Source organism: Vibrio genomosp. F10 str. ZF-129, from assembly GCF_000287055.2.
Lineage (GTDB): Bacteria > Pseudomonadota > Gammaproteobacteria > Enterobacterales > Vibrionaceae > Vibrio.
Window position 1 is genome coordinate 13805 of the sequence record NZ_AJYQ02000136.1, and the last position, 26628, is coordinate 40432.

General features: G+C 44.0%; 24 protein-coding genes and 1 pseudogene. 9 read left to right on the forward strand and 16 right to left on the reverse strand.

Features of this window, described 5'->3' with window-relative positions; all coding sequences use genetic code 11:
* The first annotated feature begins 222 nt into the window (after positions 1 to 222).
* The gene (locus A1QO_RS18295; RefSeq protein WP_017039811.1) at positions 223 to 669 is read left to right on the forward strand and encodes a TerB family tellurite resistance protein; all 447 of its coding nucleotides are present in this window, start codon (positions 223 to 225) and stop codon (positions 667 to 669) included.
* 87 nt (positions 670 to 756) lie between these two features.
* Here A1QO_RS18295 and A1QO_RS18300 read toward each other — a convergent pair whose 3' ends face one another.
* The 3 genes from A1QO_RS18300 to A1QO_RS18310 form a co-directional block, all read right to left on the reverse strand.
* Entirely contained in the window at positions 757 to 1287 is a 531-nt protein-coding gene (locus A1QO_RS18300; RefSeq protein ID WP_017039810.1) for a 3'-5' exonuclease, read from the reverse strand.
* Between the two features lie 249 nt (positions 1288 to 1536).
* The gene (gene ggt, locus A1QO_RS18305; protein WP_017039809.1) at positions 1537 to 3291 is read right to left on the reverse strand and encodes a gamma-glutamyltransferase; all 1755 of its coding nucleotides are present in this window, start codon (positions 3289 to 3291) and stop codon (positions 1537 to 1539) included.
* Positions 3292 to 3494: 203 nt separating this feature from the next.
* The gene (locus A1QO_RS18310) at positions 3495 to 3836 is read right to left on the reverse strand and encodes a hypothetical protein (protein WP_038131585.1); all 342 of its coding nucleotides are present in this window, start codon (positions 3834 to 3836) and stop codon (positions 3495 to 3497) included.
* Here A1QO_RS18310 and A1QO_RS18315 point away from each other — a divergent pair.
* From A1QO_RS18315 to A1QO_RS18340, 7 genes and pseudogenes are all read left to right on the forward strand, one after another.
* On the forward strand, positions 3804 to 4205 hold the full coding sequence (locus A1QO_RS18315; RefSeq protein WP_017039808.1) for a hypothetical protein: 402 nt from the start codon (positions 3804 to 3806) through the stop codon (positions 4203 to 4205). The two genes, A1QO_RS18310 and A1QO_RS18315, sit on opposite strands and share 33 nt — an antisense overlap.
* 219 nt (positions 4206 to 4424) lie before the next feature.
* Positions 4425 to 4622 (forward strand): annotated as a pseudogene (locus A1QO_RS20655) (TAXI family TRAP transporter solute-binding subunit); the annotation flags it as partial.
* 239 nt (positions 4623 to 4861) lie between these two features.
* The gene (locus A1QO_RS18320; RefSeq protein WP_017038366.1) at positions 4862 to 5494 is read left to right on the forward strand and encodes a DUF2760 domain-containing protein; all 633 of its coding nucleotides are present in this window, start codon (positions 4862 to 4864) and stop codon (positions 5492 to 5494) included.
* On the forward strand, positions 5494 to 7422 hold the full coding sequence (locus tag A1QO_RS18325) for an Hsp70 family protein (protein ID WP_017041109.1): 1929 nt from the start codon (positions 5494 to 5496) through the stop codon (positions 7420 to 7422). Before A1QO_RS18320 ends, A1QO_RS18325 begins: the two co-directional genes overlap by 1 nt.
* A gap of 51 nt (positions 7423 to 7473) precedes the next feature.
* Positions 7474 to 10308 (forward strand): Hsp70 family protein, encoded by a 2835-nt coding sequence (locus A1QO_RS18330; RefSeq protein WP_017040369.1) that lies wholly within the window; start codon positions 7474 to 7476, stop codon positions 10306 to 10308.
* A 284-nt stretch (positions 10309 to 10592) separates the two neighbouring features.
* On the forward strand, positions 10593 to 10802 hold the full coding sequence (gene cspE, locus A1QO_RS18335) for a transcription antiterminator/RNA stability regulator CspE (protein WP_017033441.1): 210 nt from the start codon (positions 10593 to 10595) through the stop codon (positions 10800 to 10802).
* Between the two features lie 348 nt (positions 10803 to 11150).
* Positions 11151 to 12512: a DEAD/DEAH box helicase gene (locus A1QO_RS18340; RefSeq protein ID WP_017033442.1), complete on the forward strand. Its 1362-nt coding sequence runs from the start codon at positions 11151 to 11153 to the stop codon at positions 12510 to 12512.
* Positions 12513 to 12645: 133 nt separating this feature from the next.
* Here the strand turns inward: A1QO_RS18340 and A1QO_RS18345 are convergent, their stop codons facing one another.
* The 10 genes from A1QO_RS18345 to A1QO_RS18390 form a co-directional block, all read right to left on the reverse strand.
* Positions 12646 to 13983 (reverse strand): diguanylate cyclase domain-containing protein, encoded by a 1338-nt coding sequence (locus A1QO_RS18345; RefSeq protein WP_017039918.1) that lies wholly within the window; start codon positions 13981 to 13983, stop codon positions 12646 to 12648.
* The gene (locus A1QO_RS18350; RefSeq protein ID WP_017039919.1) at positions 13980 to 14969 is read right to left on the reverse strand and encodes an ABC transporter substrate-binding protein; all 990 of its coding nucleotides are present in this window, start codon (positions 14967 to 14969) and stop codon (positions 13980 to 13982) included. The genes A1QO_RS18345 and A1QO_RS18350 overlap by 4 nt, the downstream gene beginning before the upstream one ends.
* A 187-nt stretch (positions 14970 to 15156) precedes the next feature.
* Entirely contained in the window at positions 15157 to 15756 is a 600-nt protein-coding gene (gene trmY, locus A1QO_RS18355) for a tRNA (pseudouridine(54)-N(1))-methyltransferase TrmY (protein WP_017033445.1), read from the reverse strand.
* Between the two features lie 158 nt (positions 15757 to 15914).
* Positions 15915 to 16133: a hypothetical protein gene (locus A1QO_RS18360; protein ID WP_017033446.1), complete on the reverse strand. Its 219-nt coding sequence runs from the start codon at positions 16131 to 16133 to the stop codon at positions 15915 to 15917.
* Positions 16134 to 16557: 424 nt separating this feature from the next.
* Positions 16558 to 17196 carry a response regulator transcription factor gene (locus A1QO_RS18365; protein ID WP_017033447.1) on the reverse strand — a complete coding sequence of 213 codons (639 nt, stop codon included), beginning with the start codon at positions 17194 to 17196 and terminating at the stop codon, positions 16558 to 16560.
* The gene (locus A1QO_RS18370; protein ID WP_017033448.1) at positions 17189 to 18544 is read right to left on the reverse strand and encodes a cache domain-containing protein; all 1356 of its coding nucleotides are present in this window, start codon (positions 18542 to 18544) and stop codon (positions 17189 to 17191) included. Before A1QO_RS18370 ends, A1QO_RS18365 begins: the two co-directional genes overlap by 8 nt.
* 165 nt (positions 18545 to 18709) lie before the next feature.
* Entirely contained in the window at positions 18710 to 19996 is a 1287-nt protein-coding gene (locus A1QO_RS18375; RefSeq protein WP_017039103.1) for a TRAP transporter large permease, read from the reverse strand.
* An 11-nt stretch (positions 19997 to 20007) separates the two neighbouring features.
* Entirely contained in the window at positions 20008 to 20535 is a 528-nt protein-coding gene (locus A1QO_RS18380; RefSeq protein ID WP_017033450.1) for a TRAP transporter small permease subunit, read from the reverse strand.
* A gap of 131 nt (positions 20536 to 20666) precedes the next feature.
* Complete coding sequence (locus A1QO_RS18385; RefSeq protein ID WP_017033451.1) at positions 20667 to 21764, reverse strand: TRAP transporter substrate-binding protein; 1098 nt, start codon at positions 21762 to 21764, stop codon at positions 20667 to 20669.
* Between the two features lie 424 nt (positions 21765 to 22188).
* The gene (locus tag A1QO_RS18390; protein ID WP_017033452.1) at positions 22189 to 22551 is read right to left on the reverse strand and encodes a hypothetical protein; all 363 of its coding nucleotides are present in this window, start codon (positions 22549 to 22551) and stop codon (positions 22189 to 22191) included.
* Positions 22552 to 22755: 204 nt separating this feature from the next.
* Here A1QO_RS18390 and A1QO_RS18395 point away from each other — a divergent pair, with 204 nt between their 5' ends.
* Entirely contained in the window at positions 22756 to 23457 is a 702-nt protein-coding gene (locus tag A1QO_RS18395; RefSeq protein WP_017039920.1) for a DUF2982 domain-containing protein, read from the forward strand.
* Between the two features lie 13 nt (positions 23458 to 23470).
* On the opposite strand, the gene A1QO_RS18400 is transcribed toward A1QO_RS18395, so the two are convergent.
* From A1QO_RS18400 to A1QO_RS18410, 3 genes are all read right to left on the reverse strand, one after another.
* Entirely contained in the window at positions 23471 to 24127 is a 657-nt protein-coding gene (locus tag A1QO_RS18400; protein WP_017039105.1) for an MBL fold metallo-hydrolase, read from the reverse strand.
* A 100-nt stretch (positions 24128 to 24227) separates the two neighbouring features.
* On the reverse strand, positions 24228 to 24770 hold the full coding sequence (locus A1QO_RS18405; RefSeq protein WP_026026789.1) for a DUF882 domain-containing protein: 543 nt from the start codon (positions 24768 to 24770) through the stop codon (positions 24228 to 24230).
* Positions 24771 to 24950: 180 nt separating this feature from the next.
* Positions 24951 to 26519 carry a L,D-transpeptidase family protein gene (locus A1QO_RS18410; RefSeq protein ID WP_038131589.1) on the reverse strand — a complete coding sequence of 523 codons (1569 nt, stop codon included), beginning with the start codon at positions 26517 to 26519 and terminating at the stop codon, positions 24951 to 24953.
* Positions 26520 to 26628 lie beyond the last annotated feature (109 nt).

Below are 26628 nucleotides of genomic sequence, written 5' to 3' on the forward strand. Positions count from 1 at the left end.
GCATCCACAACCCATAAAGGCCAAAATTATTCGCTAACAACAACACGGATTATCAACGGTCTTTCCTTTGATTTCACCCTAAAATGCCGAGCCGTGTAATAGTTTGACACAATCCTGACTTGTGAATTGGTTCTCTCACCCCTATTACTTAATCATTGGCCTATTCACCAAACAATCACCAAACAAAGAGTGAGTAGCATAACGAGCTAGAAAGGAGCCGCCATGTTTAATGCGATCACCGCCCTATTCAAACAGCTAATCGAAGGTGAAGATTTAGCCGGAAGTAAAAATGATAATCCCAATCTCGCCATTGCATGCTTATTGTGTGAAGTGGCTGGAGCCGATCACCAAATTGACCAGGCAGAGAAAAAGGCAAAACATCATTTGCTTGAACGCTTACTGGAATTAACCGAGTCAGAAGCCGATCAATTGCTGACCCAAGCCGAAGAACAAGTGAAAGACGCGGCATCACTGTATGAGTTTACATCACAACTTAGAGAGCTTTCTAGGCCGACTCGTTTCGAACTCATCAAGGCGATGTGGGAAGTTGCACACGCGGACGGAGAAATCGACCCCATTGAGGAAGCCGTGATTAGAAAAACCGCGGAACTTTTGTATGTGGATCACAGCGAATTTATTCGCGCCAAACTGTCTGTTATCGGCGAATAACCGAGTGGCGTATGCGATTTACAATAGTCACTAAAATAAGCGACTGATACCAGTAAGCAGAATCCGATCATAGGCTCTAAATAGAGCCTAAAGCATTGTAAGGGCGAGCTTTGCTAGGTTATATGCATCGACATAACCGGAATGCTGTCGTCCTTCCCATTCAATGTCTTTGGCTTCTTGTGCCGCTCGGTGTCCAATTCTTTTATCTTTTAGTCGATTTTGAATTCGATATAACGTGGCTAGGTTAATGAACTCTTTGAAAGGTAAATCGATGCCTTTTTCACGGCACTCATTAAACAGAATTTGATCATCACGCCCCCATGACGCAAATATCTTTTTAGGTCCGCCAAAATTCTTGAGTACTGACTGTAATACATCCTTTAATGGACGGCCTTGCTTTTCAATTTTTCGAGGTGTAATACCCGTCAATTCCACACAAAACAGTGACACTTCGTCACGCTCAGGTTTGACATAGTATTGAGCTCGTTTGACGATTTCACCTGACGCAATATCGATTTCTGCGAGGCCAATTTCAATGATTTCACCTGTAGTGCCAACGCCATCTACATTCCAACAACACATCTCTAAATCGAAACACACGACTCGGTTATAGTTCATTGCCAACCTTTATTGCCCACCTAACCTCTCAAAGGCGAAGGATTCTACCTCATTTGCTTTTAAAAGTAGAGTTGTTGTCAAAAACGGAAAGGAAAAATTCATCTCACTCGGCAAGATTACTCTAGAAATCTTCTCATCTGATTCACTACCAACAGAAATCCATATATTTGGGCAATTAGCTCGATGGCCTCTCATGAAATAAGAGGCCACCGAGAGCGCAACATATCCTTGTTCTCCAAACGCTGTTACTTAGTCGCCCATAGCAATGCCTTCACGTCGTGGATCGGCTCCACCCATCAATTTTCCATCGGTAAACACCACGCCGTGAAGCCCAGAATTTAGATCACGAATTTCAACGTTAAAACCCATTTTCTCCAGAGGCTCTTTAAAACGCTCAGCATCTGTTCCTTCTTCTAAATCATAGGTTCCAAAACGGTTCACCAAATTAGGCATATTAATGGCGTCTTGAATATCCATACCCCAGTCAAAATGCGCTATCAATGTCTTTGCTACGTAGCCAATAATACGAGAGCCACCTGGGGAGCCCAACGCCATGTAAGGCTTTCCATCTTCAAGAACAATGGTTGGTGCCATTGAAGATCGCGGGCGCTTACCTGGCTCAACACGATTGGCAATAGGGGCACCATTCTTGTGCGAAGCGAAAGAGAAGTCAGTCAATTCATTGTTTAGAATAAAACCATTGCTCATCACTCGAGAGCCAAAGCCATTCTCAACCGTACTGGTCATTGAAATAATATTGCCCTTGGCATCGGCAATCACAATATGAGTCGTTGACGGAAGTTCAATGGATTGATCGTCAGCAAGGGCTATTTTTCGTTGCCACGGTGGACTCCCCGCGGACACTTCCGCCAAAGCCTTGCCTTCAGTGATCAACATAGCACGACTTTTCAAATAGTCTGGATCAAGCAAACCTTCAGGCATTGGCACAAAATCGGTGTCGGCGATATACCGGCCACGATCAGCAAACGCTAGTCGAGAGGCATCGCCAATGATTTGCCACGATTTAGGATCGTTGGGCCCCATTTCTTTCAAATCAAAATGGCTTGAAATACCCAGTATCTGCCCGACGGTAAGCGCACCGGAACTTGGGGGGCCCATGCCACATACATCATATTGCTGATAACCAACGCAGGTCGCGTCTCTTTCAATGATCTTATAAGTCGCGAAATCGTCCATGGCTAATACGCCTGGGTTATCGTCAATGCTTGTCACTCTCTCAACGATATCCTTCGCGATTTGTCCTGAATAGAACGCGCTCCCCCCTTCTTTATCGAGGATATCGAGCGTTTTAGCGTACGCGTTATTGACCAGTTTATGGCCTTCTTTCAGTGGCTCGCCGTCCGAAGTAAAGAAGTACGCTTTCGTATCGGGGTAACGACTCAATCGTTCTTTATCTCTCGCAATCGAAGACGCCATTCGTTCAGACACAGAGAAGCCATTGGTTGCCAGTCTTTTTGCAGGTTGAAGCAATTCAGACCAAGCTTTACTGCCGTATTTTTCATGCATTGTAGAAAGCAATTTAACGGTTCCCGGAGTACCTACAGATCGACCTCCGACAACGGCATCAAAGAACTTGAGGGGTTTGCCATTGTCATCTTGAAACAACTCTGGCCTTGCCGCTAATGGTGCGGTTTCTCTGCCATCAAATGTGGTTATCTTTTTAGAGGTCGCGTCGTAGTAGACAAGGAATGCCCCTCCACCAAGCCCCGACGACTGAGGCTCCACTAGCCCAAGTACCGTCTGAACAGCCACCAGCGCATCAGCCGCAGAACCGCCCTTTTTAAGCACTTCATACCCAGCTTCGACAGCAAGAGGGTGAGCGGCCGCAACCATATATTGGTGAGCAATAACGCTCTGTTTATCAGAGACTTTACTGGTAAACTCTGGCGCAACACTATCGGCGACATCGCCAATTTGAGTATTGGCCTGAGCCGAATAAGCCGTAAGAGCGATACCTAACGTTAACAGCGTTTCTTTAAACATAGTTTCCCTTGCCTTTGTTTAACTTCCTACCGTTTAATAGTTATATCAAAGTTCGGCATAAACATTTGTCGTTTCATTGAGACTTGGAACGGTTGACCAATCAAGGAGCACCATTCCATTGACGACATAAAGGCACTCCTCTGAGCGCCTATATCATATCGACCAGTCTAGAAACGCTTTTCTATTTCACGAGTGCCCCCCGGTTAGCGGTAAATATACGGGAGCAGTTTACGTTGATTAAACTCGTCGAGATCGTGGCCTATCCATAATTCAGCCCCTGCCTCCGCGATGATCTTCTCTATCTTTTCAAACGCTTTTTTACTTTGCATCGGCTGATTGAAGACTGGAATGGCTCGTATACGTCGATTTTTCCGTGTGTGGTACAGGTCTCCAGACAATACAACTGGCCCATAATTTGGTATATCGACATACAAAACTTGGTGACCTGGTGAATGGCCGTAAGCCGACAAAATGACTACTGAACCATCGCAAGAAAGCTCTACGATACGAAGATGAATATCTACGCCAGTCAGTCTTGGGTTCATCAAAACCCGCTGCCAAAAAAACCAGAAGACCTCGATCACGCCAATGCGTTCACCTTGCCTTACTTAGCCAAAGGTTGGACCCTCTTCAGAGGTAAGAATTCGTACACGATTAACACTAATTATCGAATCTATGCGAACGATTTTGGGCCATTGACACAAGGTCTAATGCACAATCCCGTTATTAGCGCCCTACCCACTCTCTATGGCGATGAGTTTGTAAAAAAAGGCCATCTAGTCAAACTATTACCTTCCTATCAAGTAGAAACGCCAGGCCCCATTTACGGTGTCTATCCATCAAAACAGTTTATGCCAAGAAAAACGAAAGAGCTGCTTAACTTTCTTCATGATAAATTTGAACAGCTGCCCTAGCGTTATTGAGCCCGTAACTCGATAACGTTTTTGCTTTTATTTTTGCTTTTGCTTTTGGCGCTGATGAGACGCACTCTTGGGTGCGTTCCTTTCTGATCTGTACCACTAGCGGGGTTGTCTATCGAACTGGTTTCTCTCTCTATGCTGCTTTCAATTTATACGCAAGCTTCAATATATAGGTAGCTTTCAATATATAGGCAGCTTCGCCTGTAAATGTGAAGTACCGGCGGCTCAATTTATAACATCAACACCACTCGTGCGTGTGAACCTGATTTAGGTATTGCCCAGTCAGATTGGCAATATCGCGCGTACAGCGGCAGCAAAAAATTTGAAGACCTAAAAGGTAAACGGGTTAACATTGGTAACCCAAGCTCTGGTCGACGCGGTGCCATGGAAGTATTGATTGCTGACTATGGCAGGATAAATAGCCATAATAAACGAGATATATTAAAAACCGCCCCTTCAATGAACAAAAAACCACCAACTGAGCTTGAATCACTGATTGTTCCGGCGTTTTGTCAAGCCAAGAACCTTGAATGTGATAATATCCGCCACCATAAACTATTTATATTCGACATGATGCGAGTCATTTTCCTAGTGCGTCATCGTCAAAGGTGCAATCTCACCTTAACTATCAACTCCAAAGAGAATTCATCATGAACTTTGATATTAATATGGTTCCTCAGACAATCGATATGCTTCACATGGGTTTAGCAGCATCGAGCTTTCTACTGCTACTTATTGCGGTGTCACGCAAATCAACCGTCATTGAAAAAGTGGTAGAGAAACCGGTTGAAAAAATTGTCGAAGTAGAAAAGCCCGTAGAGAAGATTGTTGAGATCGAAAAAATTGTCGAAGTAGAAAAAATCATCGAAAAGGTCGTAGAAGTGGAATCCAAACTTGCGACCGCTTCAACGGACTCTGCAATGCAGTTCCTTTCTCTTATGCAACAAGAAGCTCGGTTAATTGACTTCCTAAAAGAAGATCTTACCTCGTTTTCTGATGAAGAAGTTGGCGCAGCCGCCCGAGTTATTCACACTGGCGGACAAAAAGTATTGAACGATTATGTTTCATTGACCGCTATCCGCAGTGAAGAGGAAGAGACTCGTATTACGATTGAAGAAGGTTTTAACGCACAGCAAGTTCGTTTGACAGGCAACGTAACCGGTGCGGCGCCCTTTACCGGAACTCTCGTGCATAAAGGTTGGAAAGCAACAAGCATGAACTTGCCTAAACTGGCGAAGAACTACGACGCTTCTATTATTGCCCCTGCTGAGGTTGAGCTGTAATGGACAATACACACATCGCTCGATTCAGTGTTGGTATCGATTTGGGTACGACTCACTGTGTCCTCTCTTACACGGAAAATGCCACGGAATCAGATCCTAGCGTGCAGCCTGACGTTCATGTGCTGTCTATTGACCAACTAACGGCACCGGGAAAGGTTGAAAGCAAAGATCAACTTGGCTCATTTTTGTATCAGCCTCACGAACATGAGATGAACCCAGCCTCAAGAGTGTTACCTTGGTCAACAGAGCCAACCGCACTTGTGGGTGCTATTGCACGCAACTTGGGAGCAAAGACCCCTATTAGACTGATTGCTAGTGCCAAATCTTGGTTATGCCACGGTGGTGTAAACAGACGCGATGCTTTTCTACCTGCGGGTAGCCCTGAAGATGTCGAGAAGGTCTCTCCTCTTAGAGCGACGGAGCTTTATCTTGAGCATTTAAAACAGGCGTGGAATCATACCCATGCTGATGCGCCGTTGTCAGAACAAGATGTTACCATCACTGTTCCTGCTTCGTTCGATCCAGCAGCCAGAGATTTAACCGCTGAAGCGGCTCGTAATGTCGGCTTGAATAACTTAACACTGCTTGAAGAACCTCAAGCCGCGTTGTATTCATGGATCAACAATAATGGTGATGCATGGCGTGAGCAGGTGTCGGTCGGCGATATTGTTCTTGTCGTCGATGTGGGTGGCGGTACGACCGATTTATCGTTAGTTGAAGTGACTGAAGACCAAGGGAATTTATCGCTCAACCGCATTGCTGTCGGTGAACATATTTTGCTCGGTGGTGACAACATGGATCTTGCTCTAGCTTATCGCCTAAAAGTCAAACTGGCGCAGCAAGGTAAAGAGTTGGCTCCGTGGCAGATTCAAGCGATGACACACGCGTGTCGTGATGCAAAAGAAGCCTTACTTAATGATGCTGAGCTGCATTCGGTTCCTATCGTCGTGCCCAGTCGAGGCTCTAAACTTCTTGGCGCGACGTTAAAAACTGAATTAACCCAGGATGAAGTGCAACAAACACTGGTTGATGGATTTTTTCCAAGTATTGATGTTTCAGAGCACCCAGTCCAAAAGCCGCGTGGCGCACTGACACAAATGGGCTTACCGTATGCACAAGATGCGGGTATTACTCGTCACATCGCAGCATTTCTAACCAAGCAAGCGAATGCTGTAAACAGAGAAGCAGGTAACGAAGAGCCAACTTATGATCCATTTGCCAACATGGCTGGGATCCCCGGAATGCCTGACGCTCAAACTGCAGCCGACTTCATTAAACCTACCGCTATCTTGTTTAACGGTGGTGTATTGAAATCTAAACTACTGTCTAACCGCCTACGCGACACAATAAACTCATGGCTCACAACCGCGGAACAACCACCCACAAAGTCTCTGTCTGGTCTTGATCTAGACCTAGCCGTAGCCAGTGGCGCTGCCTACTATGGTTGTGTTCGTCACGGTCAAGGGGTTCGTATCCGAGGCGGTATCGCTTCTAGCTATTATGTAGGTATTGAAAGCGCGATGCCAGCCATCCCTGGTATGGCGCCCCCACTTGAAGCATTATGTATTGCTCCGTTTGGAATGGAAGAAGGTTCCGTAGCTCAAGTTCCTAGTCAAGAGTTTGGTCTTGTGATTGGGCAACCTGTCCACTTTCAATTCTTTGGTTCGACCACCCGCCGTGATGATGTGGCAGGTACACACCTCGATCATTGGGCACCCGATGAACTCGATGAACTTCCAGAAATTCAAGTGACTCTGCCTATTTCTGAAGGCCGACGTGAAGGTGAAGTGGTTCCTGTGACCTTAGTGTCGCGCGTTACTGAACTTGGCACCTTATGCCTAGAAGCAATAGCGGCAGATAACGGACAAAAATGGCATGTCGAGTTTGATGTGCGAGAAGATTCAGCTTCAGAACCGCTGACACAGTAATCATCAACGGCATCTATTATTGGATGCCGTTTTTCAATCAAAGGTTGGCATATGGCATCCTCTCGTTTTCTTGTTGGTATTGATTTGGGCACAACCAATACCGTTGTCGCTTTCTGTGAAAATACCGATCCATTAGAACAAGCACCTGTATCCTTGTTTGAAATCGACCAGCTTGTTGGCCCGGGTGAAGTGGCGCGACGCCCTTTGCTCCCCTCATTTCGGTATCACCCCGCACCTGGGCAAATCTCTCCCTCTGACATCACTCTTCCTTGGGATGACCAACGAGTCAAAGGCGACATCGACCACCTGATCATTGGTGAATGGGCTAGAGAACTGGGGGCGAAAGTCGAAGGCAGACAGGTATCCAGTGCAAAAAGCTGGCTATCACACCAGGCGGTAGATCGACGTTCAGACATCTTACCTTGGGCGGGTGCAAGTGATGTTGAAAAAATCTCGCCCGTCGTTGCCAGTGCCAGCTATTTGAATCATATCCGTTTGGCATGGAATCATCGTAATCCAAGTAATCCGCTTGAAAATCAGGATGTGGTTGTGACGGTTCCAGCCTCCTTTGATGAAGCGGCACGAAAACTCACTATCGAAGCGGCCAAACTTGCAGGTTTAGGCACGATATTTTTGCTAGAAGAACCTCAAGCAGTTTGTTATGACTGGCACTCTCGCCACAATAAAACCGCAGATCAAGAGTTGGAAAATCTGCCGTTGATTCTGGTTTGTGATGTGGGTGGAGGCACGACCGACCTTAGCTTAATTGAAGCGGATCAATCGACACAATCCTCTTTGGCCCTGAATCGTATCGGGGTTGGCGATCACTTAATGCTTGGTGGTGACAACCTCGATTTAGCCCTCGCTCATTTGGCCGAACAGCGTTTCAATCAAACCAAGAAATTAACAGCGGCAGGGTTGACGAAACTCATTCAACAGACGCGCCGAGCAAAAGAAGTATTGCTATCAAATGACGCGGCTGAAGAAATAAAAATCACCATGCTGGGCAGCGGTTCTAAGCTACTGGGCGGTACACGGAGTGTGAGTTTAACTAGGCAAGAAGTCCATAACATTGCATTGGATGGTTTTTTTCCACTCAGCGACTTCGATCAAACCCCCGATAAACGTCGCGGGGCAGTAGTAGAGTTTGGTTTACCCTATGTTTCAGACCCTGCGATCAGCAAGCATTTAGCTGAGTTCTTATCTCAACATCAGCAGGTTTCTCATTCGGCGCTTTCTCGTTCCGGTGTAAACGCAGGATTAGAGCCGCTTTCTGATTCTGCACCCGCCATTCCTGTCGCATTGCTGCTAAACGGGGGCGTATTTAACAGCGAATTAATCACGACACGTGTAACAACACTGCTTGAACAGTGGCGTGGGGGTCCGATCACGCTGCTTGATAATCCTCACCCAGATCTTTCGGTTGCATTAGGAGCCGTTGCTTTTGCCAAATCAAAACGAGGCGCACAGCTTAAAATTGGCGGCGGTTCTGCTCGCTCCTACTTTTTGCATTTAGAGCAAAAGAACAAACAGCACCAGGCTTTGTGTCTTTTGGCAAAAGGCACAGAAGAAGGGCAAGAGATTCGTTTAAGCGGCCGCAAGTTCTCATTAACACTTGGGGAGCCAGTCCGATTTAATCTCCTAACGTCGACCCACGATACGGTGGCCCAAAATACACAAGTACAAAATGGCGTGCTCGTGGACGTGGATGCCGACCTGTTTTCCCCTCTTCCGCCTTATGTTACAACCCTTGAAAGTGAAGACAGCACGACACTTCATGAAAACCAAAAAGAACGTGTTGAAGTTCAACTGGCTTGTCAACTTACCGAAGTCGGAACCTTGCAACTTGAATGTGTCGGTATGAGCGACGACAAACGCTGGCGTTTGGAATTTGAAGTGCGCAATCAAGCCGTCGATGACCCCGACGCCTCACCACTGAGCTCAAAGCTTATCGAATCCAAGGCGCTGATCACCCGATTGTACAGCGGCAATAAAAAAAGTGCCGACAATAAAGAGATCAAAACGCTGACAAAAACACTTGAAAAGTCACTCGGTAAACGAGACCGGTGGGAATTCTCAACATTACGCCACCTTTTTGATAGCTTGGCCCAGGGTAGAAAACGTCGCCGCCGCTCTGAGCCCCATGAAAAAAACTGGCTTCGACTGGCCGGTTTTGCAATGCGCCCAGGGTTTGGCGATGCAACCGACAGTTGGCGCATGGACCAAATCTGGCCTATCTATCAACAAGGTATTCAATTTCAAAACCACCAAGGTTGGACCGATTGGTGGGTATTCTGGCGTCGGATAGCCGGAGGACTAAACCAAGAGCAGCAAGAAACTATTTTGGCAGACATTGCTAAATTCTTGCATCCCGGCGCGATGAAGAACCCTAAAACTGCCACGACGGCTCAAGAACACGGTTATGAATCGATGGTACGGCTCGCTGCGTCGCTAGAGCACTTAGACGTAGAAGATAAGGTTCTGCTGACCAGTTGGTTTATGAGCAAGGCCATTAATCACGGCCAGTTTGAACAGGCTCATTGGTGGGCAGTAGGAAGATTAGCGTCCAGAACACCGTTATATGGTAGCCAGCATACGGTAATACCTCGTGAACAAGCCGAACAGTGGTTACCAACATTACTCGAACAAAATTGGCAAAAAGAGCCCATGATTGCTTTTGCTTGCGTGATGATCTGTCGAAAAACTGGGGACCGTTTATTTGATATTTCCGACGACTATAGAACCGATGTCATCGCTAAACTAAAGAAGAGTAAAGTGCCGGAATCATGGCTAAGTTTGGTGCAGGAAGTGACCGAATTATCAGAGACAGAAACAAAGAAAATCTTTGGTGATGCACTCCCTCATGGGCTGCGACTCATTAACTAAACAAAAATTGCTCAATGGCCGTGACCATTGCTCTGAGAGTGTTCGATTTGCTAATTATTTCAAAGAAACACTCCACATTCTCTTCGAGTGTGCTAGTATTCGTTTCGGCCTGATATCAGACCTATTTATATGAATGACGTGTTATGTATTTGAAAATCCTCGAGCATCAGCTTACCAGCTTGTTCATGGAGTCTTTCCTTCCATATATCGCAACACCACATAAATGATTCTATTGGCTACAACTGCATTTATATGCGAATTATTTTGAAAATTAAGGAGACATCATGTCTAAAGCAACTGGTAACGTAAAATGGTTTAACGAAACTAAAGGTTTCGGTTTTATTTCTCAAGACGACGGCGGCGCTGACGTATTCGTTCACTTCCGTGCAATCGTTTCTGACGGTTTCAAGACTCTTGCTGAAGGTCAAAAAGTTTCTTTTGACGTTGAACAAGGTCAAAAAGGTCCTCAAGCTGCAAACGTTGTTTGTCTATAAGCTTGTCGATTTTGACAGATTATTGAAAAAGCAGGCCTAGGCCTGCTTTTTTTTGTTTGTCATATTTGAATGGATTCGTTTCGATGCTTTGATGCTTTGATGCTTTGATGCTTGATCAGGACGTCGGTATGTTAGGAATTCAACGCCTTTTCATTGAATTACCCGTTGTTTTTCGAGATCGTGAAATATCGGTTGATGTTAACGACCAAAAGCCTCAAAATGGCGCACTTTTTGTCGCACCTAGTAAGTTATTCCTAGCAAATCTTGCTTTCTATTTCTTATTCACAATAAGAACACATGCGACTTGCAAGCCACTATTCATTTCATTGTTAATTGAGAATCATATATATGGGTTTTACCTCACTCGGTCTTTCTGCTCCAATTTTAAAAGCAATTAAAGAACAAGGCTATGACACGCCTTCCCCAATCCAAGCACAAGCTATTCCGGCCGTGCTTGAGGGAAAAGATGTAATGGCAGCAGCTCAAACGGGTACAGGTAAAACAGCAGGCTTTACACTTCCAATTTTAGAAGGCCTTATTAACGGCCCGAAAGTAAAAAGTAACCATGTTCGCGCACTCATTTTGACACCAACGCGTGAGCTTGCAGCTCAAATCAATGAAAACGTTGTTCGTTATAGCAGCCACCTGCCGCTTAGCTCTTCTGTGGTTTTTGGCGGAGTTAAGATTAACCCTCAACTTATGAGATTACGTCAAGGCTGCGATGTGCTTGTTGCAACACCAGGTCGCTTACTTGACTTATTCAATCAAAACGCGATTAAATTCAGCCAACTTGAAGTGCTTGTTCTTGATGAAGCAGACCGTATGCTTGATATGGGCTTTATCCGCGATATTCGTAAAATTTTGAATCTACTGCCTAAACAGCGTCAAAATTTGCTGTTCTCTGCGACTTTCTCTGATGAAATCAAAGAGCTGGCGAAAGGCCTAGTGAATAACCCTGTAGAAATTTCAGTTAGCCCGGCAAATTCTACCGCAAGAACGGTTGAGCAATGTATCTACCCGGCGGATAAACGCCAAAAAGCACCGATGCTGGTTAAACTGATTAAAGACGGAGACTGGCAGCAAGTCTTGGTGTTTAGCCGCACAAAACATGGGGCAAACAAACTATCCCATTACCTCAACGACCAAGGCATTACGTCTGCTCCTATTCATGGTAACAAGAGCCAGGGTGCAAGAACCAAAGCATTGGCCAACTTTAAATCCGGTGAGATTCGCGTTCTCGTTGCCACTGATATTGCTGCTCGCGGTATTGATATCCCTCAACTTCCTCAAGTTGTAAACTTCGATTTACCCAATATTTCTGAAGATTACGTTCACCGTATCGGCCGTACAGGAAGAGCCGGTGAGGTAGGAAAAGCCATTTCGTTAGTGTGTGCTGATGAAGCCATTGATTTATTTGGTATCGAACGTTTGATTAAACAAGTTCTTACCCGTCATGAGCTAGAAGGATTTAAACCAACGAATACGCTACCTGAATCGAAATTGGACACTCGACCGATTAAACCGAAAAAGCCAAAGAAACCGAAAAGCAACCATGCCGATGGTCAACGCTCGGGGGACAACGCTCGTGGTCATAAGCCAGCAGGAAAAAATAAGCGCCATGTTGGTGGTAACAGCACCGAAAGTGCGACCAATAAACCTAAACGTCGTCGCCAATTTAAAAAACCTGAGCAAAACTCTACTCATCGCTAATCGGTTTTGTGACGGTAGCGATTAAACAATGCGTTAAGAAACTATCGAATAATAGACGGTGAGCATTTTCACCGTTTATTATGAATATTCCTTGCTGCTAAACGTCAAGCATTCGTCACTGTATCAATCAACCTTATCCCGCTTTTACGTTCTTCACAAACTGTCCATGATAGGCACTACTACTCTGTTGTTTAGCTTGGTACATCGCTTTATCCGCCAAATCCAATAGTTCATCTAGGCTCTCAGACTCTGTGGGATAAATGCTCACACCAATACTGCTAGTGACAGATACATCCTCATCATCGAGTGCAATCGGCTTATCCAACTCGGTCAGTAACCCTTGTAGTATTGACTCAATCCGATCTGTACTGTTCAGTGACGTTAAGCACATAGCAAATTCATCGCCGCCTAGGCGACCGATGATATCTGTCGGTCTGCTTGCTTGCTTCAATCGAGTAGCATACGTCAAAAGTACCTTGTCTCCTGCTAGATGGCCTTTGGTATCATTCACCAGTTTAAATTTATCCAAATCAATAAAGATGATAGCGATTTTATTGTCTGAGTTCGACGCTGCACCCATCGCTTTTCCCAAGCTGACATGGAATGCCCTTCGATTGAGAACCCCTGTCAGTGAGTCACGCTCAGACAAATACTGCAATTGTTCGGTCTGTTTTCGTAAGGTTGAGGTTTTTAGTTGAATTTCTTTCTCTAACTGGTCTTTTGTCACGGTGTGCTCTTGAAGTGACCCTTTCATCTCATTAAAAAAGTTCACAATGATAGCAAACTCTTCATCTAATTTAGGGTGGACTATACGGCTTGAAAAATCGCCGGTTGATAGCTTATAAATTCCCGACTTAATCACATTCGACCCGATCCTAAACTGCTTTAAAATGAGCAGCGCTAAAACCGCAACCATTATTGAGAAGAACAATAATATTAGCGCGGTTTTTACAATCGACGTTTCATTGTGGATACTCTGTTTGCTAAGCACATTCGTTTGAAGATGAAACAGTTCTTCTTCCATCGTTTGAACAATCATATTATATCGAGAGTGTAAAAGGAGAATAGCTTCCTCATTAGGACTTGGGCTTGAGTTTGTCGTGTTGCTCAATGACGTTGACAATGAATATAAGTTTATCTCTTGGCGTAACAAAACCGCTAGGCTGTGGTTCATCCGTTTCAAGTTACCAATCGATGCTGGGAAATCCATTTGCTGGCTTAAGTTTTTAGCAAGGTTCTGCTGGGCTATATACACTTCCTCTAAGCTTTCTTGATCACCACGTTGCAAGAAAACCCAAAGCTGGCTTCTCAACATATCAACACGCAACTGTATTTCAAGAATCGTTTTCATTTGGCTATCGCCCAATTGGTGTTTATCTCTAATATTCAGTAATGATGCACTCACCAGCGCCACCAGTAAGAATGCGCTAACCGCCAAAAAACTTAACTTGTGGAGAATAGAATTCATCATTCATAACTCACTGTTCTATTCATGACATGCTCCAAAGCCTTAGGTGAAAGTACGCGTCGATAGTTTGGTAACGCCCGCTCTACTAACTCGGTCTCTATCGCCCACCGAGCTTGAAGCTGCAAGTTTGATAACAGTGCATTGCCAATAGAAAGTCGAAATGTGTAATCTTGCCAAGACCAATCGAGTTGTGTTCTAGGGATATTCAATGCTTTCGCCACAATACTTTTTGCTTGCTCTGGCTGGGCGTGCATCCACTGTATGGCTGTGTTCAGCTGTTCCAAAATAATGACAGAATTGGTCATATGCTGTTCTTCTGACGAGGACCGAGTCAAAAGGTTAAATGTTAAGTTGTACACGCCTTCTAAACCCAAGTTAATAATATCGGGCGACTCTAACATAACGGCATATCCATAAGGTTCCCAAACAGATATAGCGTCTACCCCTCCTGTGATCAGTGCATTGTTAAGTTCATTCGGCGCTAAATAAACACGTTGAACCTGAGCGCGCTTTAGATTGTGAGCAATAAGCAATGAATCAAAATAGAATTCACTGGCACTCGCTTTTACAACGCCCACTTTCTTCCCTTCCAATTCATTAATAGACGTTATTTTACCTTCGCCTAATGCCAACAACTTCAAATCATTACCCGACTCAGCAAAGCTCGTCAGTACAGAAAGATCATCGTGTTTAAAACTCTCAAACATAACCACGGATTCGGAAGCCGTGGCAAAATCGACTTCATTATTAAATAGAGCTTTGGCGCAAGCGACCCCTCCTGAACAAGGGACAAACTCTACATTGATGTGTTTTTGATCAAATAGCTTGAGATGCTGAGCAATAATAAAAGGAGAGGATAAAGGCGTTTGGGAAACGGCAATTTTAATCGGACTAGAATTGGGCACCACACGAGAACTGCTGTCTTGGATAAAAAATACAAGAGCAGTCAGTAGAATAAACATAAAGCCGAGGCCTATTTTTATCTTCATTAATTTAAAACCTACGCCAACGAAAATTCTCATTATTGGATAGGATAAATATAGTAGATACTGCGGTCCTCGCTGGCGCAAATAGTAGGTATCTGCTCATTTGGCTAGGATCATCACAAAAAAGCACTACCTCGGTTAACGTGTAGTGCCTATAAATACATTGATGGCTCTTTAACGGTATAGACGTTTAGCCGAGTTGGATATCCAATTCATTTTGGATCAAGACAATGCACTGGGAAGCAAACAGCATTTTGGGCCCTAAGCTTATTTTTTGCGTGTTTAAGCGCTTCAGGCTATTCCAAGATTTCTTTGGCATGGGAATATGATCGGTCAGCAAAAAACACGCATTGTGAGCAAGTTCAATATCTCGTACAGAGTCACCTTTTTTATCAAGTAGGTAGAGTTGATAAGACTCGGCTAAGCGCTGGATTAAACGCTCAAAACTGACGGTTTCAACACTAATACCTGATTCAACTTGGCGCAATTGCTCTTTTGTCATGCCAACCGAAGCATCAAGCGCACGGGCGATCATATTGATCAACGCTTGTTCGTGAAATCCACCAATATTGTGAAGTTCACTGGATTGAAAACGAACTGTTCGAGAAAAGTCTTGAGTACTTTCGAGAACTAAATACACCTCAACATCATCTCGGTGTGATTGAGCGGTAAAAATAGCATTCATCAACACATGAGCCAAAATTTCGGTATGTGCTTCTTCTCCTACAGAGGCTAGGAATGTGTTTTTATCAGTTGAAGCGGCTCGCGCTCGAACAACAAATGCTCTCATGTTGGTACTCTTTGGCAAATGCGATAGCAATATCGTTATTGCTATCCAGTAAACGGGGAACAAAGGATACCATAGAGATCACGCCCTAACCTATTAGACTCCGACTAAATAGTGCCTGGCGGATTGTACTTAACTGATGGCGCTTAAATAAAAAGCAACTAATGTTCAATCCCCGATGGGTTAAAACTAAACTCGGTTTGCTGATAGACCTGTGCTAGTGATTTACTGCGTGCTTGCTTCTTAGAGCGCTTTTTTTTATCGGTGCACTCTTGCTCTCGCAAAGCATGTTCATGCTCTTTTGCTGAATCGATGAACTCTTGGTTGCTTAAAGCTTCTTGTCGTAAGCGATTCACTCGCTCTAAGGTTTCCCACAACATATCTCACCTCAATTAACACTGTACCTATAAACAGTATAGAAGCTGATTGAGATTTTACAATAAAATACTGTATATAAAATCAGCATTAATATGTATGACACTCACCAGCAGGCTATCTTTGAATGACGTCTGTAAATGAAATCTGTCGATCTCAACGTATCAGGCGAGTGATGAACATAAGATGACAATGAAATGACGATATGTCCGCAAAGGCGAATGAATACAGGAGGTAAATGTGCCAAAAAAGAGGCACAAACGCCCCTTTGATTGACCCGTTTATAGTCACTGGTAAAGGTTTAGGGCGAAGAAAGAATGGTGAATCGAGCTATGCTCTTTGAAATAAGCACCCATTGAAGTTAACACGAGTGAACTGAATATCCTTTAAAGTAGAACCAAACATACTGACCGTAAACATGACTCTCGGTTACTCTATGATGCCATTTTCTATTGCGTATTTAGCAAGCTCTACGGTCGAGTTGAGACCCAATTTATGCTTAATATTTTGCCTGTGAGTCTCCACCGTACGACAGCTAATATCGAGCAAAAGCGCGACTTTTTTGCTACTGTTTCCTTGAGCAACGAGCTTTAATACCGCCTCTTCTCGGCGACTCAATGGGCTGACGGTGCTGCTTGACGGAATCACATTTTCAGAAAATAGAGTTTGAGTAGCGGTTTCACAGAAGTAAGTCGACCCCTGATTAACAGTCTTGATTGCTTGTACCATCTTTTCTGCCGTGATCTCTTTTAGCATATAACCCACCGCTCCGGCTTGCATCACCTTCATAATGTATTCACGCTGATCGTGCATCGTCAGCATCAAGATCTTGGCGTCAGGGAACTCTTCTCTAATCAGACGTGTTGCGTCAATGCCATTCATTAAAGGCATGCTCACATCCATTAGAACGACATCGGGCTTTAGATCTCTGACCTTATCAATGGCTTCAATTCCGTTACTCGCTGTGCCTATCACCTCGATATCTTTTTCTAATTCCAATCGAGCGATGAATCCATCTAATACGACCTGGTGATCATCAACGATGACGACTCTAATAATTTCATTCATAAACTAATCCATCTAAATCCAGCAATACGATTATTTCCGTCCCAAAACCGGGTTCGCTCATCATTTCAAAATCTCCGCCCATAAACTCGACTCGTTCCCGCATATTCCTTAAACCAATGCCACGTGTCTTTAGGATACCATTAACCAGAAATCCTACGCCGTCATCTCGAATCATGAGTTGGAGCATACTGCCCATTTGTTGGAGTACAACCGTTACCTTAGTTGCGTTGGCATGTTTCTCAATATTGTTTAACGATTCTTGAGTGACTCGATACAGTGTTGTTGCCGCCTCTGATTTCAGCTTCCCTTTCTGCATATCAAACACGGTTTCAATCTCCACACCCGAATGAGATCGAAAGTCTTGTAACAACGCGGACAGAGCAGCCTCAAGACCAATATCATCAAGAGCGCTTGGTCGTAACTGATGAGAAATATGACGCACTTCATTAATTGCCGACATCAACGATTGCTGAGATTTCTCAACATGCGTTTTAAGTGACTGATCTTGAAGTTTATGCCCAAGTAACTCTAGATGACATTTACTCGATACTAACAGCTGATTAATACCATCGTGTAGCTCTCTAGCAAGATGTTTCTTTTCATCCTCTTGAAACATCACCGTCTGATAAACAAGTTCTTTCAGGTTTTTATCCGCTAACCGGTGCTCATGCAAATTAATCGCAAGTGTCAGCACGATGATCACCGCAACCGTCACCGCTAGAATCACCATAACCGTGAAAAACGTCGTTTCTATATTGTTCCGGACGGCCGATTGCATCGTCGCGACTTCTTGACTGATGTCCTCAATATAAAGGCCAGTGCCAATCATCCAGTCCCATTTCTCTAGCCATTTTGCGTAGCTCAGTTTGGGTACTATTTCCCCTGTCGAAGGCTTTTGCCACAAATATTGGTGGAATCCTCCCCCTCTCCTCGCTTGAGAAATGAGGGCTTCAATAAGGAAGTCTCCATCGCTGTCTTGAATATGCAGTAAGTCTTTACCGATCAGGTCTGGCTGGATAGGGTGAACCAGGTTAATGCCATTTTCATCATACGCAAAAAAGTACCCGTCGGTGCCGTATCGAAGTCGAGTGAGTATCGCTTTAACCTCTGCTTTTGCTTCGGCTTCATAGAGGTCAGGGTTATTGTAGACATAAGAAATTGCGTCGAAGGCAAGATCCAAACTGTCCTTTAGCGCACTCTCTTTCGCCGCGATCAGACGGTCATAAAAAATTTCGACTTCTTTTTCGCCGAGTTTCTGGGCTTGATAAATAGAGATCCAGCTAATGCTTACGGTAACCAGTAGCAGCGGGATAAGCGTTAATAATATTAATTTAGCTTTTAGAGGCATTCCTTTTCCTCATAGAAAAACGGCTTATCAAAACTTGATAAGCCGTTCTACTGTAACAGTTTGTCACGTCAGGTTGAATTTAAGCGATCACACTATTTCATCTAATCATTAAACTCACGGATGAATCCGCCAGCGAACTCTTCACTGACACAAATTAACCTGCTATTAAGACATGCCATAGAAACCAGGGAATAGTAACAATGACATCAGTACGACAATTTGGATTGCAATAAATGGCATCACCCCTCGATAAATATCCATGGTGGTTACTCCTTTAGGTGCAACCCCTTTCAAATAGAATAAACTGAAACCAAATGGTGGCGTTAAGAAGGAGGTTTGTAAGTTCATCGCGACTAGGATAGCAAACCACGTCATATTAATGCCCATTATCTCAGCGACAGGTGCGATAATAGGAACAATAATGAAACAGATTTCCACAAAGTCGATAAAGAAACCGAGGATTAAAATCACAACCATTGTGATGATTAAGAAGCCCCATTTTTCGCCAGGTAACTGAAGCATCCACTCTTCGACTAAGTAATCTCCGCCAGTGTAAGTGAAGGCCATAGAGAATGCCGTTGCACCTAGCAAAATAGCAAAGACCATTGCCGTCACTTTAACGGTCTCTTTCGCTGCCTCATAAACCATTGAAAAGCTAAATTGTCTGTACAGAATTGCTAACACTATTGCACCAGCACCGCCTAAAGCAGCCGATTCAGTGGGTGTAGCAATACCCGCAAAAATTGACCCTAGTACAACGATGATCAAAGCCAATGGAGGGATGACCGCTTTTAACGCCGTGATCACTTCATCTTTACGGCTAATCGACTCATCTCGCTCCATCGATTGCGCAGATTCAGGGTTGAGTTTGGCGTAAATAAGAATGTAAACAATGTAAGCGCCAACAAGAACAAAACCAGGGCCAATCGCAGCACTGAATAAGTCACCAACAGGGACACCCAATACATCACCAAGTAAAATCAGCACTATCGAAGGCGGAATGATTTGACCAAGCGTACCCGAGGCACAGATGGTTCCACACGCAAGACCTTTATCGTAATTGTATTTAAGCATGACAGGGAGTGAGATAAGCCCCATCGCCACGACTGACGCTCCGACCACACCGGTAGACGCGGCCAATAATGCGCCGACTAAGACGGTAGATATTGCAATACCGCCTTTAATACCACCAAAGAGTCGGCCCATCGATTCGAGCAACTGCTCAGCTAAACGCGTTTTTTGTAGCACTAAACCCATGAAAACAAACAGGGGGACGGCCATTAAAACGGTGTTCTCCATGATTGATTGGATTCGATAAGGCATGAAAGCAAACATTTCAATGCCTTCCGCCCAAACACCAAAGATCAGTGCAATACCGCCAAATGTGAAGGCAACAGGGAATCCCAGCAACAGTGCAAACAGTGCAACAAAGAACATTACTATTCCGATCATAACAATATCCTTTATTTAGTAGAGTGGATTAGATGAGGGTTGAATATCTTATTAAGCGAGTGCAAAACAAGACCCACTCCGCTCACTGCCATAAAGAAAAATGACAATGGAATAATACTTTTAATGATCCATCGGTAGGGTAAACCACCGGGATCCCCAGAGGTTTCTCCGAGTGCATAACTCTCTTTAGCGAAGTCCACGCCGTACCAGGTAACCAAAAGACAAAAAGGAAAGAGAAACAGAAAGCAACCAGCTAAATCAATGATGGCCTGAGCTTTGTGGGATAAACGTTCATAGAATATGTCAACGCGAACGTGCCCCCCTGCTTTAATCGCATAAGGCACGCCAAGCAGGAACACAGCAGAAAATAAATGCCACTCCATCTCTTGAAACGCAATCGACACGTCATTGAAGACATATCGCATGACTACGTCATAGACGACATTGATGACGAGTAAAATGAATAACATGCTCGATAACCATCCAAGCATATCTCCAATTCGATTAAATATTCGTTCGATATAAATTAGGCTTCTCATTCCGAACTCCATGGAATTTTGAAAAGTGCGCCACTTCATCCGTAACAAGGTTACCTATGAGTGGCGCTTAATAATAAGTGTTTCTTGGGCTTCTTCGATGCGATGGTGTTTCCATCGCATCTATTTGGGTTTTATTTTGCAGCTTGGCTGTTCAAGTAAGCTCGGTGTGAAATATCTGACCATGGACGAACCTGATCAATATACGCCGCTTGTGACTCTTGGATTTCTTTTGCAAGTGCATCTTTATCCGCATGCTCTTTTAGTAGACGAGTGTTCGCCTCTTCCAAAGCTGAGATAACTTCTTCTGGGAAATCTTTTACCTGTACGTTCGGGTACTCTGATTTAATCGATGCCCAGTTTTTGCCACTTTCATGCTTAGATTGGGTGTACATGTCGTAGGCTGCTGTTTTCATTGCCACTGTTAAGATAGCTTGAAGATCTGCAGGTAATTTTTCCCATGTACGCTTGTTCACTAGGAATTGAAGTTCCGTTCCTGGCTCATGCCAACCTGTGTAGTAGTAAGGTGCAATTTTGTGGAAGCCCATACGAAGGTCTAGTGAAGGTCCAACCCACTCAAGAGCATCAATCGTACGACGCTCAAGAGACGTGTACAGTTCACCCGGTGCGATGTTCGTTGGTTTTGCACCTAGCTCTGCCAATATTTCACCGGCGAAACCCGGAATACGCATTTTCAGACCTTGAAGATCTTCAACCGAGTTAATTTCTTTTTGGAACCAACCACCCATTTGAGTATCGGTATTACCACCAGGGAACGACATCAAGTTATGTGGAGAGTACACCTTCTCCATCAACTCCATACCGCCACCGTGGTAGAACCAAGCGTACTGCTCAGTAGGAAGCATACCGAATGGCATTGACGTGAAATACAAAGTATTCGGTACTTTGCCTTTCCAGTAGTATGACGCGGAATGCCCCATGTCATATTGACCCGATTTCACCATATCAAACACGCCCAGAGGCGCTTTGTGTTTATTCGCAGAGTCTATACGGATCTGTAAACGACCGTTTGACATCTCTTCTGCCATTTTTGCCATGTTTTTCGTTGCATCACCGAAAATTGGGAAGTTTGCACCCCACGTCTCTGCGAGCTTGAGGCGGTAAACTTTTTCTGCTGCAGTGGCTGAAGTTGCCATCATTGCTAAGCAGGCAGTGGCAATCACTGTACTGTTTTTCAGTACTCTCTTTAGAGAGCAAGTAATAAGACTCATATCTACGTCCTTTGTTTAGTGGTAGCCATCTAGGCTTATGTCGTTATTTAGCATTAACCAAACAGGAAAAAATAGAATCAGCGAGAACACGCAATAAGAATTGAGAGGAAAGCGGGCGTTAAACTTTGGTGGTACGTATAACTACGTAGGATAAAATTTAAAATCCCTAAAATTCAATAACTTGATTTTTAACCCACATGACAATAATGAGAGATTACGTAGGTAGATACCGAATCGAATAGTTATACATTTGTTCATAAGTTGTGACATGTGTATATGCACTAAAGAGAATCCGTGGGGAATCGGGGTGTAAAGGGGAAGATTCGGCCAAAGATAGTGAAAAATGACAGACACAATAAGATGATGATAAACAGATAGAAAAAAGCCTCGCAAAAGCGAGGCTTAAACTTTAGAAACAAACCGATTAAACAGATTTATAGATAACTTTGTTACCCGCTAACTGTTCTTTTTCTACAAGGTTTTCTTCCAGTAGTTTTTTTAGTGCGCCTGTCGCCCAAGAAGCCGCTTTTGCTTCTTCTTGACCAGCGGCAAGGCCGATACCTTTCGGGTTAATACCTTCGGCATTGCTAACAACGATGTCTAATACTTGTTGCTGTTTAGGTGTTAATGCAACCTCCACTGTTTTCGCAACAACCGCTTTCACTGGTGCTTTTACTGCTTCTTCAGCAACAGGCTTCGCTTTTGGGGCTGCTTTAACAGTGGCAACTGTCGTTTTAATGCGCTTTTGCAGTTTCATCTGCACTTTACGCTTATGAGCAAGTCTCATCGAGTATTTCTCCATTTCACTGCAACGATACAGTGGTGAAAATTTGAAGCGCGATTTATACCAAAAAAACGCACCTATTTGTAGGGAATTAGCGATATTGTCGTTGAAAAATGCGCTCAAACCCAACTATGGCTATAATTTAAACAGTCACATTGCCCACTTAAAAGAACCACTGATTATCTATACATAGGTCAATAACCAGCGATGAAAATGCAGAGCCAGCACCTTTCCAATCATAACCTCGATAACACATTGGCTTCTTTTAGGCCCGCATTCATCGTCGTGACGATGGTATATTTGATCTTAATTTACTGGTTTTTGAGTGTAAAAATCGCGACGATCATGGTTATCACCACCTTAATCATTGCTATTACAAGCTATGCACTTATTCAACGCTCTAAGGTCTCCTATACACTCACAGCCACTCACTTTCAACAACATTTGCACAAAGGAGGTTGGGTGGTTAGATGGAGCGACATAGAAAAAATAGATCTGTGTCATATCGAAAAAAGTGGCCTTCAAATACCGCTCCCCTGGATAGGGATAAAATTGAGGCACTATTCCCCTTACCTCGACAGTATATGCCCTAGAATCGCGAGCGAGATACTCTTGAGCCAACGAGCACTGCTGTATACCGGGCTCCGTAATATGCAAGATAAGCGCGATTCCTCAATTGGAAACAAGCCCTTTGAGGATCTTGTTTTAGACTCCTCACCCCATACGACCCAATCAGGAAAACAGTATGATGGATTAAGGGCGATGCTGGGTAACCGAATGGCTCATCAAAGAGCTGCACTTGGGTTTGATATTTTTATCTCGACTAATGACTTGGATAGAGATGAAGGGAGTTTTGTGGGATTAACTCGACGGTACTTAGCAGCCGCCGAGCCCAATATACTTGACTGATTTAACGATAGAATCAGTACAGTGGCATTTCATCGGCAACAAACGGATTAGAGACTCGCTCTTTGCCAAATGTCGATGAGGGGCCATGACCTGGGATGAAGGTAACATCATTACCTAGAGGCCATAATTTTTGCTTAATCGAAGCAATCAGCGTGGCATGATCACCTTGAGGAAAATCAGTGCGGCCGATTCCACCCGCAAAAAGAACATCCCCCACAAACGCCAACTTGGCCGCCTCACTAAATAAAACCACATGCCCCGGAGTATGACCTGGCGTGTGCAACACGCTTAATGTTTGATGACCCACAGTGACCGTGTCACCTTCATCTAGCCACTGATTTGGTGTAAAAGGTTCTGTTTTTTCAAAGCCAAACATTTGGCTCTGCCCGACTAAGCCATCAAGCCAAAAACGATCGCCTTTGTGTGGCCCAATCACTTCTATACCACCCAACTCTTTTGCTAATGGCTCGGTTCCACCTACGTGATCTAAATGACCGTGAGTAAGAACCAGGCGAACAACATTCACACCGAGTTCTTTGATCATCATAACGAGTTGTTTTACATCGCCGCCGGGATCAATCACTACGGCTTCCATCGTATCGTCACACCAGACAATAGAACAATTTTGTGCAAAAGAAGTCACCGGAACAACTTGGTACTGAAGAGACATATATCTACCTTGGAACTATCGAAATTGCTCGAACTATGACACTACCACTCGAGATTTTCAATGCTTGAACGGCTCAAATCCACTGAGCAAAGAGAACACACTAAACCCAACTTCTGACCGGTCCGGTATCGATGTGAATGAAATTACTTTTAGGATAATACCCAACACCGCCGGCTTTGAGACTCATTGCCGCTTCACGGACATCTTTCAAATTGACACCATGGAGCCTAAAATCCATGGCTTGACCTAGCATATGGTAGCTCTTTTTTGCGACGCCTTTAGAATTAGTACGCAAAGCACTATTCGTTGCAGGGGAACGATAACCTGAAATGATCTGAACTTCCGCTTGAGAACCAAGCAGAGATTGAATCTGTGTAATTTGATCAAACAAACGTCGATCCATTGGATGAACTTCGTTACGTCTAAAATCTCGACACAAATGACTCAAGCGGTCCAGCTCCCCTTCCACGTAGTCAATCCCATTAAAATAACTCGATTCCAGACTTTCTCCAGTATGTAGGTTATTCATAACAAGATGCCTTGGCTGATCGGGATACGAGGCCTGAGCTAAAGAAGGAATGCCACTCGCAACAACAATACTGCTCCCTGCCAATTGGATAAAACGACGACGAGATAAACTCAAAATATTAACCTTCACATACACTGCCCAATGATTCGAACGTGGACATTACCTAACTAGAATATGAAGTTCAAATGCATAAATCATGCTAGAAGCGCTTAAATGGCTCTCTATTTTCGTTTACTCTCTGACCAATATACAGATTTTGTAAGCGGGCACTAAATTGTAAAAAAATGGTAAAGATTACCCTTCGGTCTGTGGTTGCCGATTTTGGCTCAACGTGTCGTATTGATAAATGTCATCCCGATACTGAACTTGGCCAGACTCAACCCAAACTGTTTGATAGATAATATGAACCGGAATTCGCTTTTTTAGGGGAATGGCATGAGTCGTTGACTGATCATTTTTCCCCGCATCAGCCATATCCATGCCTTGTGTTGCCAGTAAGGTATACGCAAATTTGTCCGCATGTTCCACTCTTACACAACCTGAACTAAAGGCCCTGACATCCTTGGAAAATAGGTGTTTACTTGGAGTATCATGCAAAAATATAGCTCGCCGATTAGGAGTATTAAATTTATACAACCCTAACGCATTTCTTTTTCCCGATTGCTGACGCATTTTATACGGGAAAGTTTCTGGGGTGACCTCTGACCAATTTATCTCAGAGGGATTAACCGTCGACACCGCATTCCATCGTTCAATGATCTCTATATTATGATTAGTGAGGTACGTCTTATCACGCTTTACCTGAGGCAAAATATCCTCAACCATAATTTTCCACGGTACATTCCATGTTGGATTTAAGATCAGAGAATCGAGCTTGGTATGCATAACCGGTGTTTTCCGAGAGGTTTTTCCGACCACCACTTTTGACTGAAAGACCTCTTCACCTTGATACCAATAGCTCATATCAAAACTGGGGACATTGACCAAAATAACCGTATCTCGTTGCATTGGCCAAAGCCTAGATCGCTCAGCATTTAATGCGAGCATTGATAATCGAAGTGAAGGATCCATATTCAGCCACTTCATTGTTTGATGGCCAATCATCCCATCCTGTTTTAACCCATGGATACGCTGAAACTCTTTGATAGGCCAGATCAATGATGCATCGTACCAACTGACATCCTTTCTAATAGATTTGGTATCAATATTGACGACATTAAGACGCAAAATGAGTTCGTCACGATGTGATAGCTTATCGCCGACTTTCTTTAATCTATTCTGGTGGTATCTCGGCAGCTCTGTGTGTTCAAATTGTTTTAGATGTTGGTAAGAACCACTGATCTGACGATAATCTTCATTGGACGGCGTATAATCATCAATAAATTCACTAAGCTGATTAAGCTCAATGGAAACCAATAATGAGTTTGTCGCCTCTTTGGTTGGCGCCGGCAGTGAACCCGTTAGAGGTTGATTAAAAAACCAAGATTTGCCCATCAGAGGAGCTTGCTCAGCGTAGCTGATGTAAAGGAGTAACGTGTCGGTCGCTAGCAGATCATACTCAAACCAGCGATTTTGAGTTCTAAACAGCTGTAGTTGCTGTAATCGCTCTGAAAACAGTGGGCTAAACCCTGCCTTATCGATCATTTCCAACTGGAGTTCGAGTTTTTTACTTTGCTCTACATCAAACCAAATCAATTGGTCATCGTTTTCTTGATAAATGTCACTCAACAATTCAGGGTATTGAATCAATTGATAAGTCGATGATTGTGGCTCTAGCCATGTTAACTGTTCAAAACGCTCAAGGGCGAGAGATGGCAGCGATACAAGCACGCCCAAAAACACGGTTAGAACTTTAATTATCATACCCACATGCTCTTTTTTAAAATCAAATTTTTCTTTCTTAAGCCAAAGTATGGCAGATAATTGAGAAACTGTATGAGGGTGACAAAGCAAAACCGCCTCATAGTTTGAG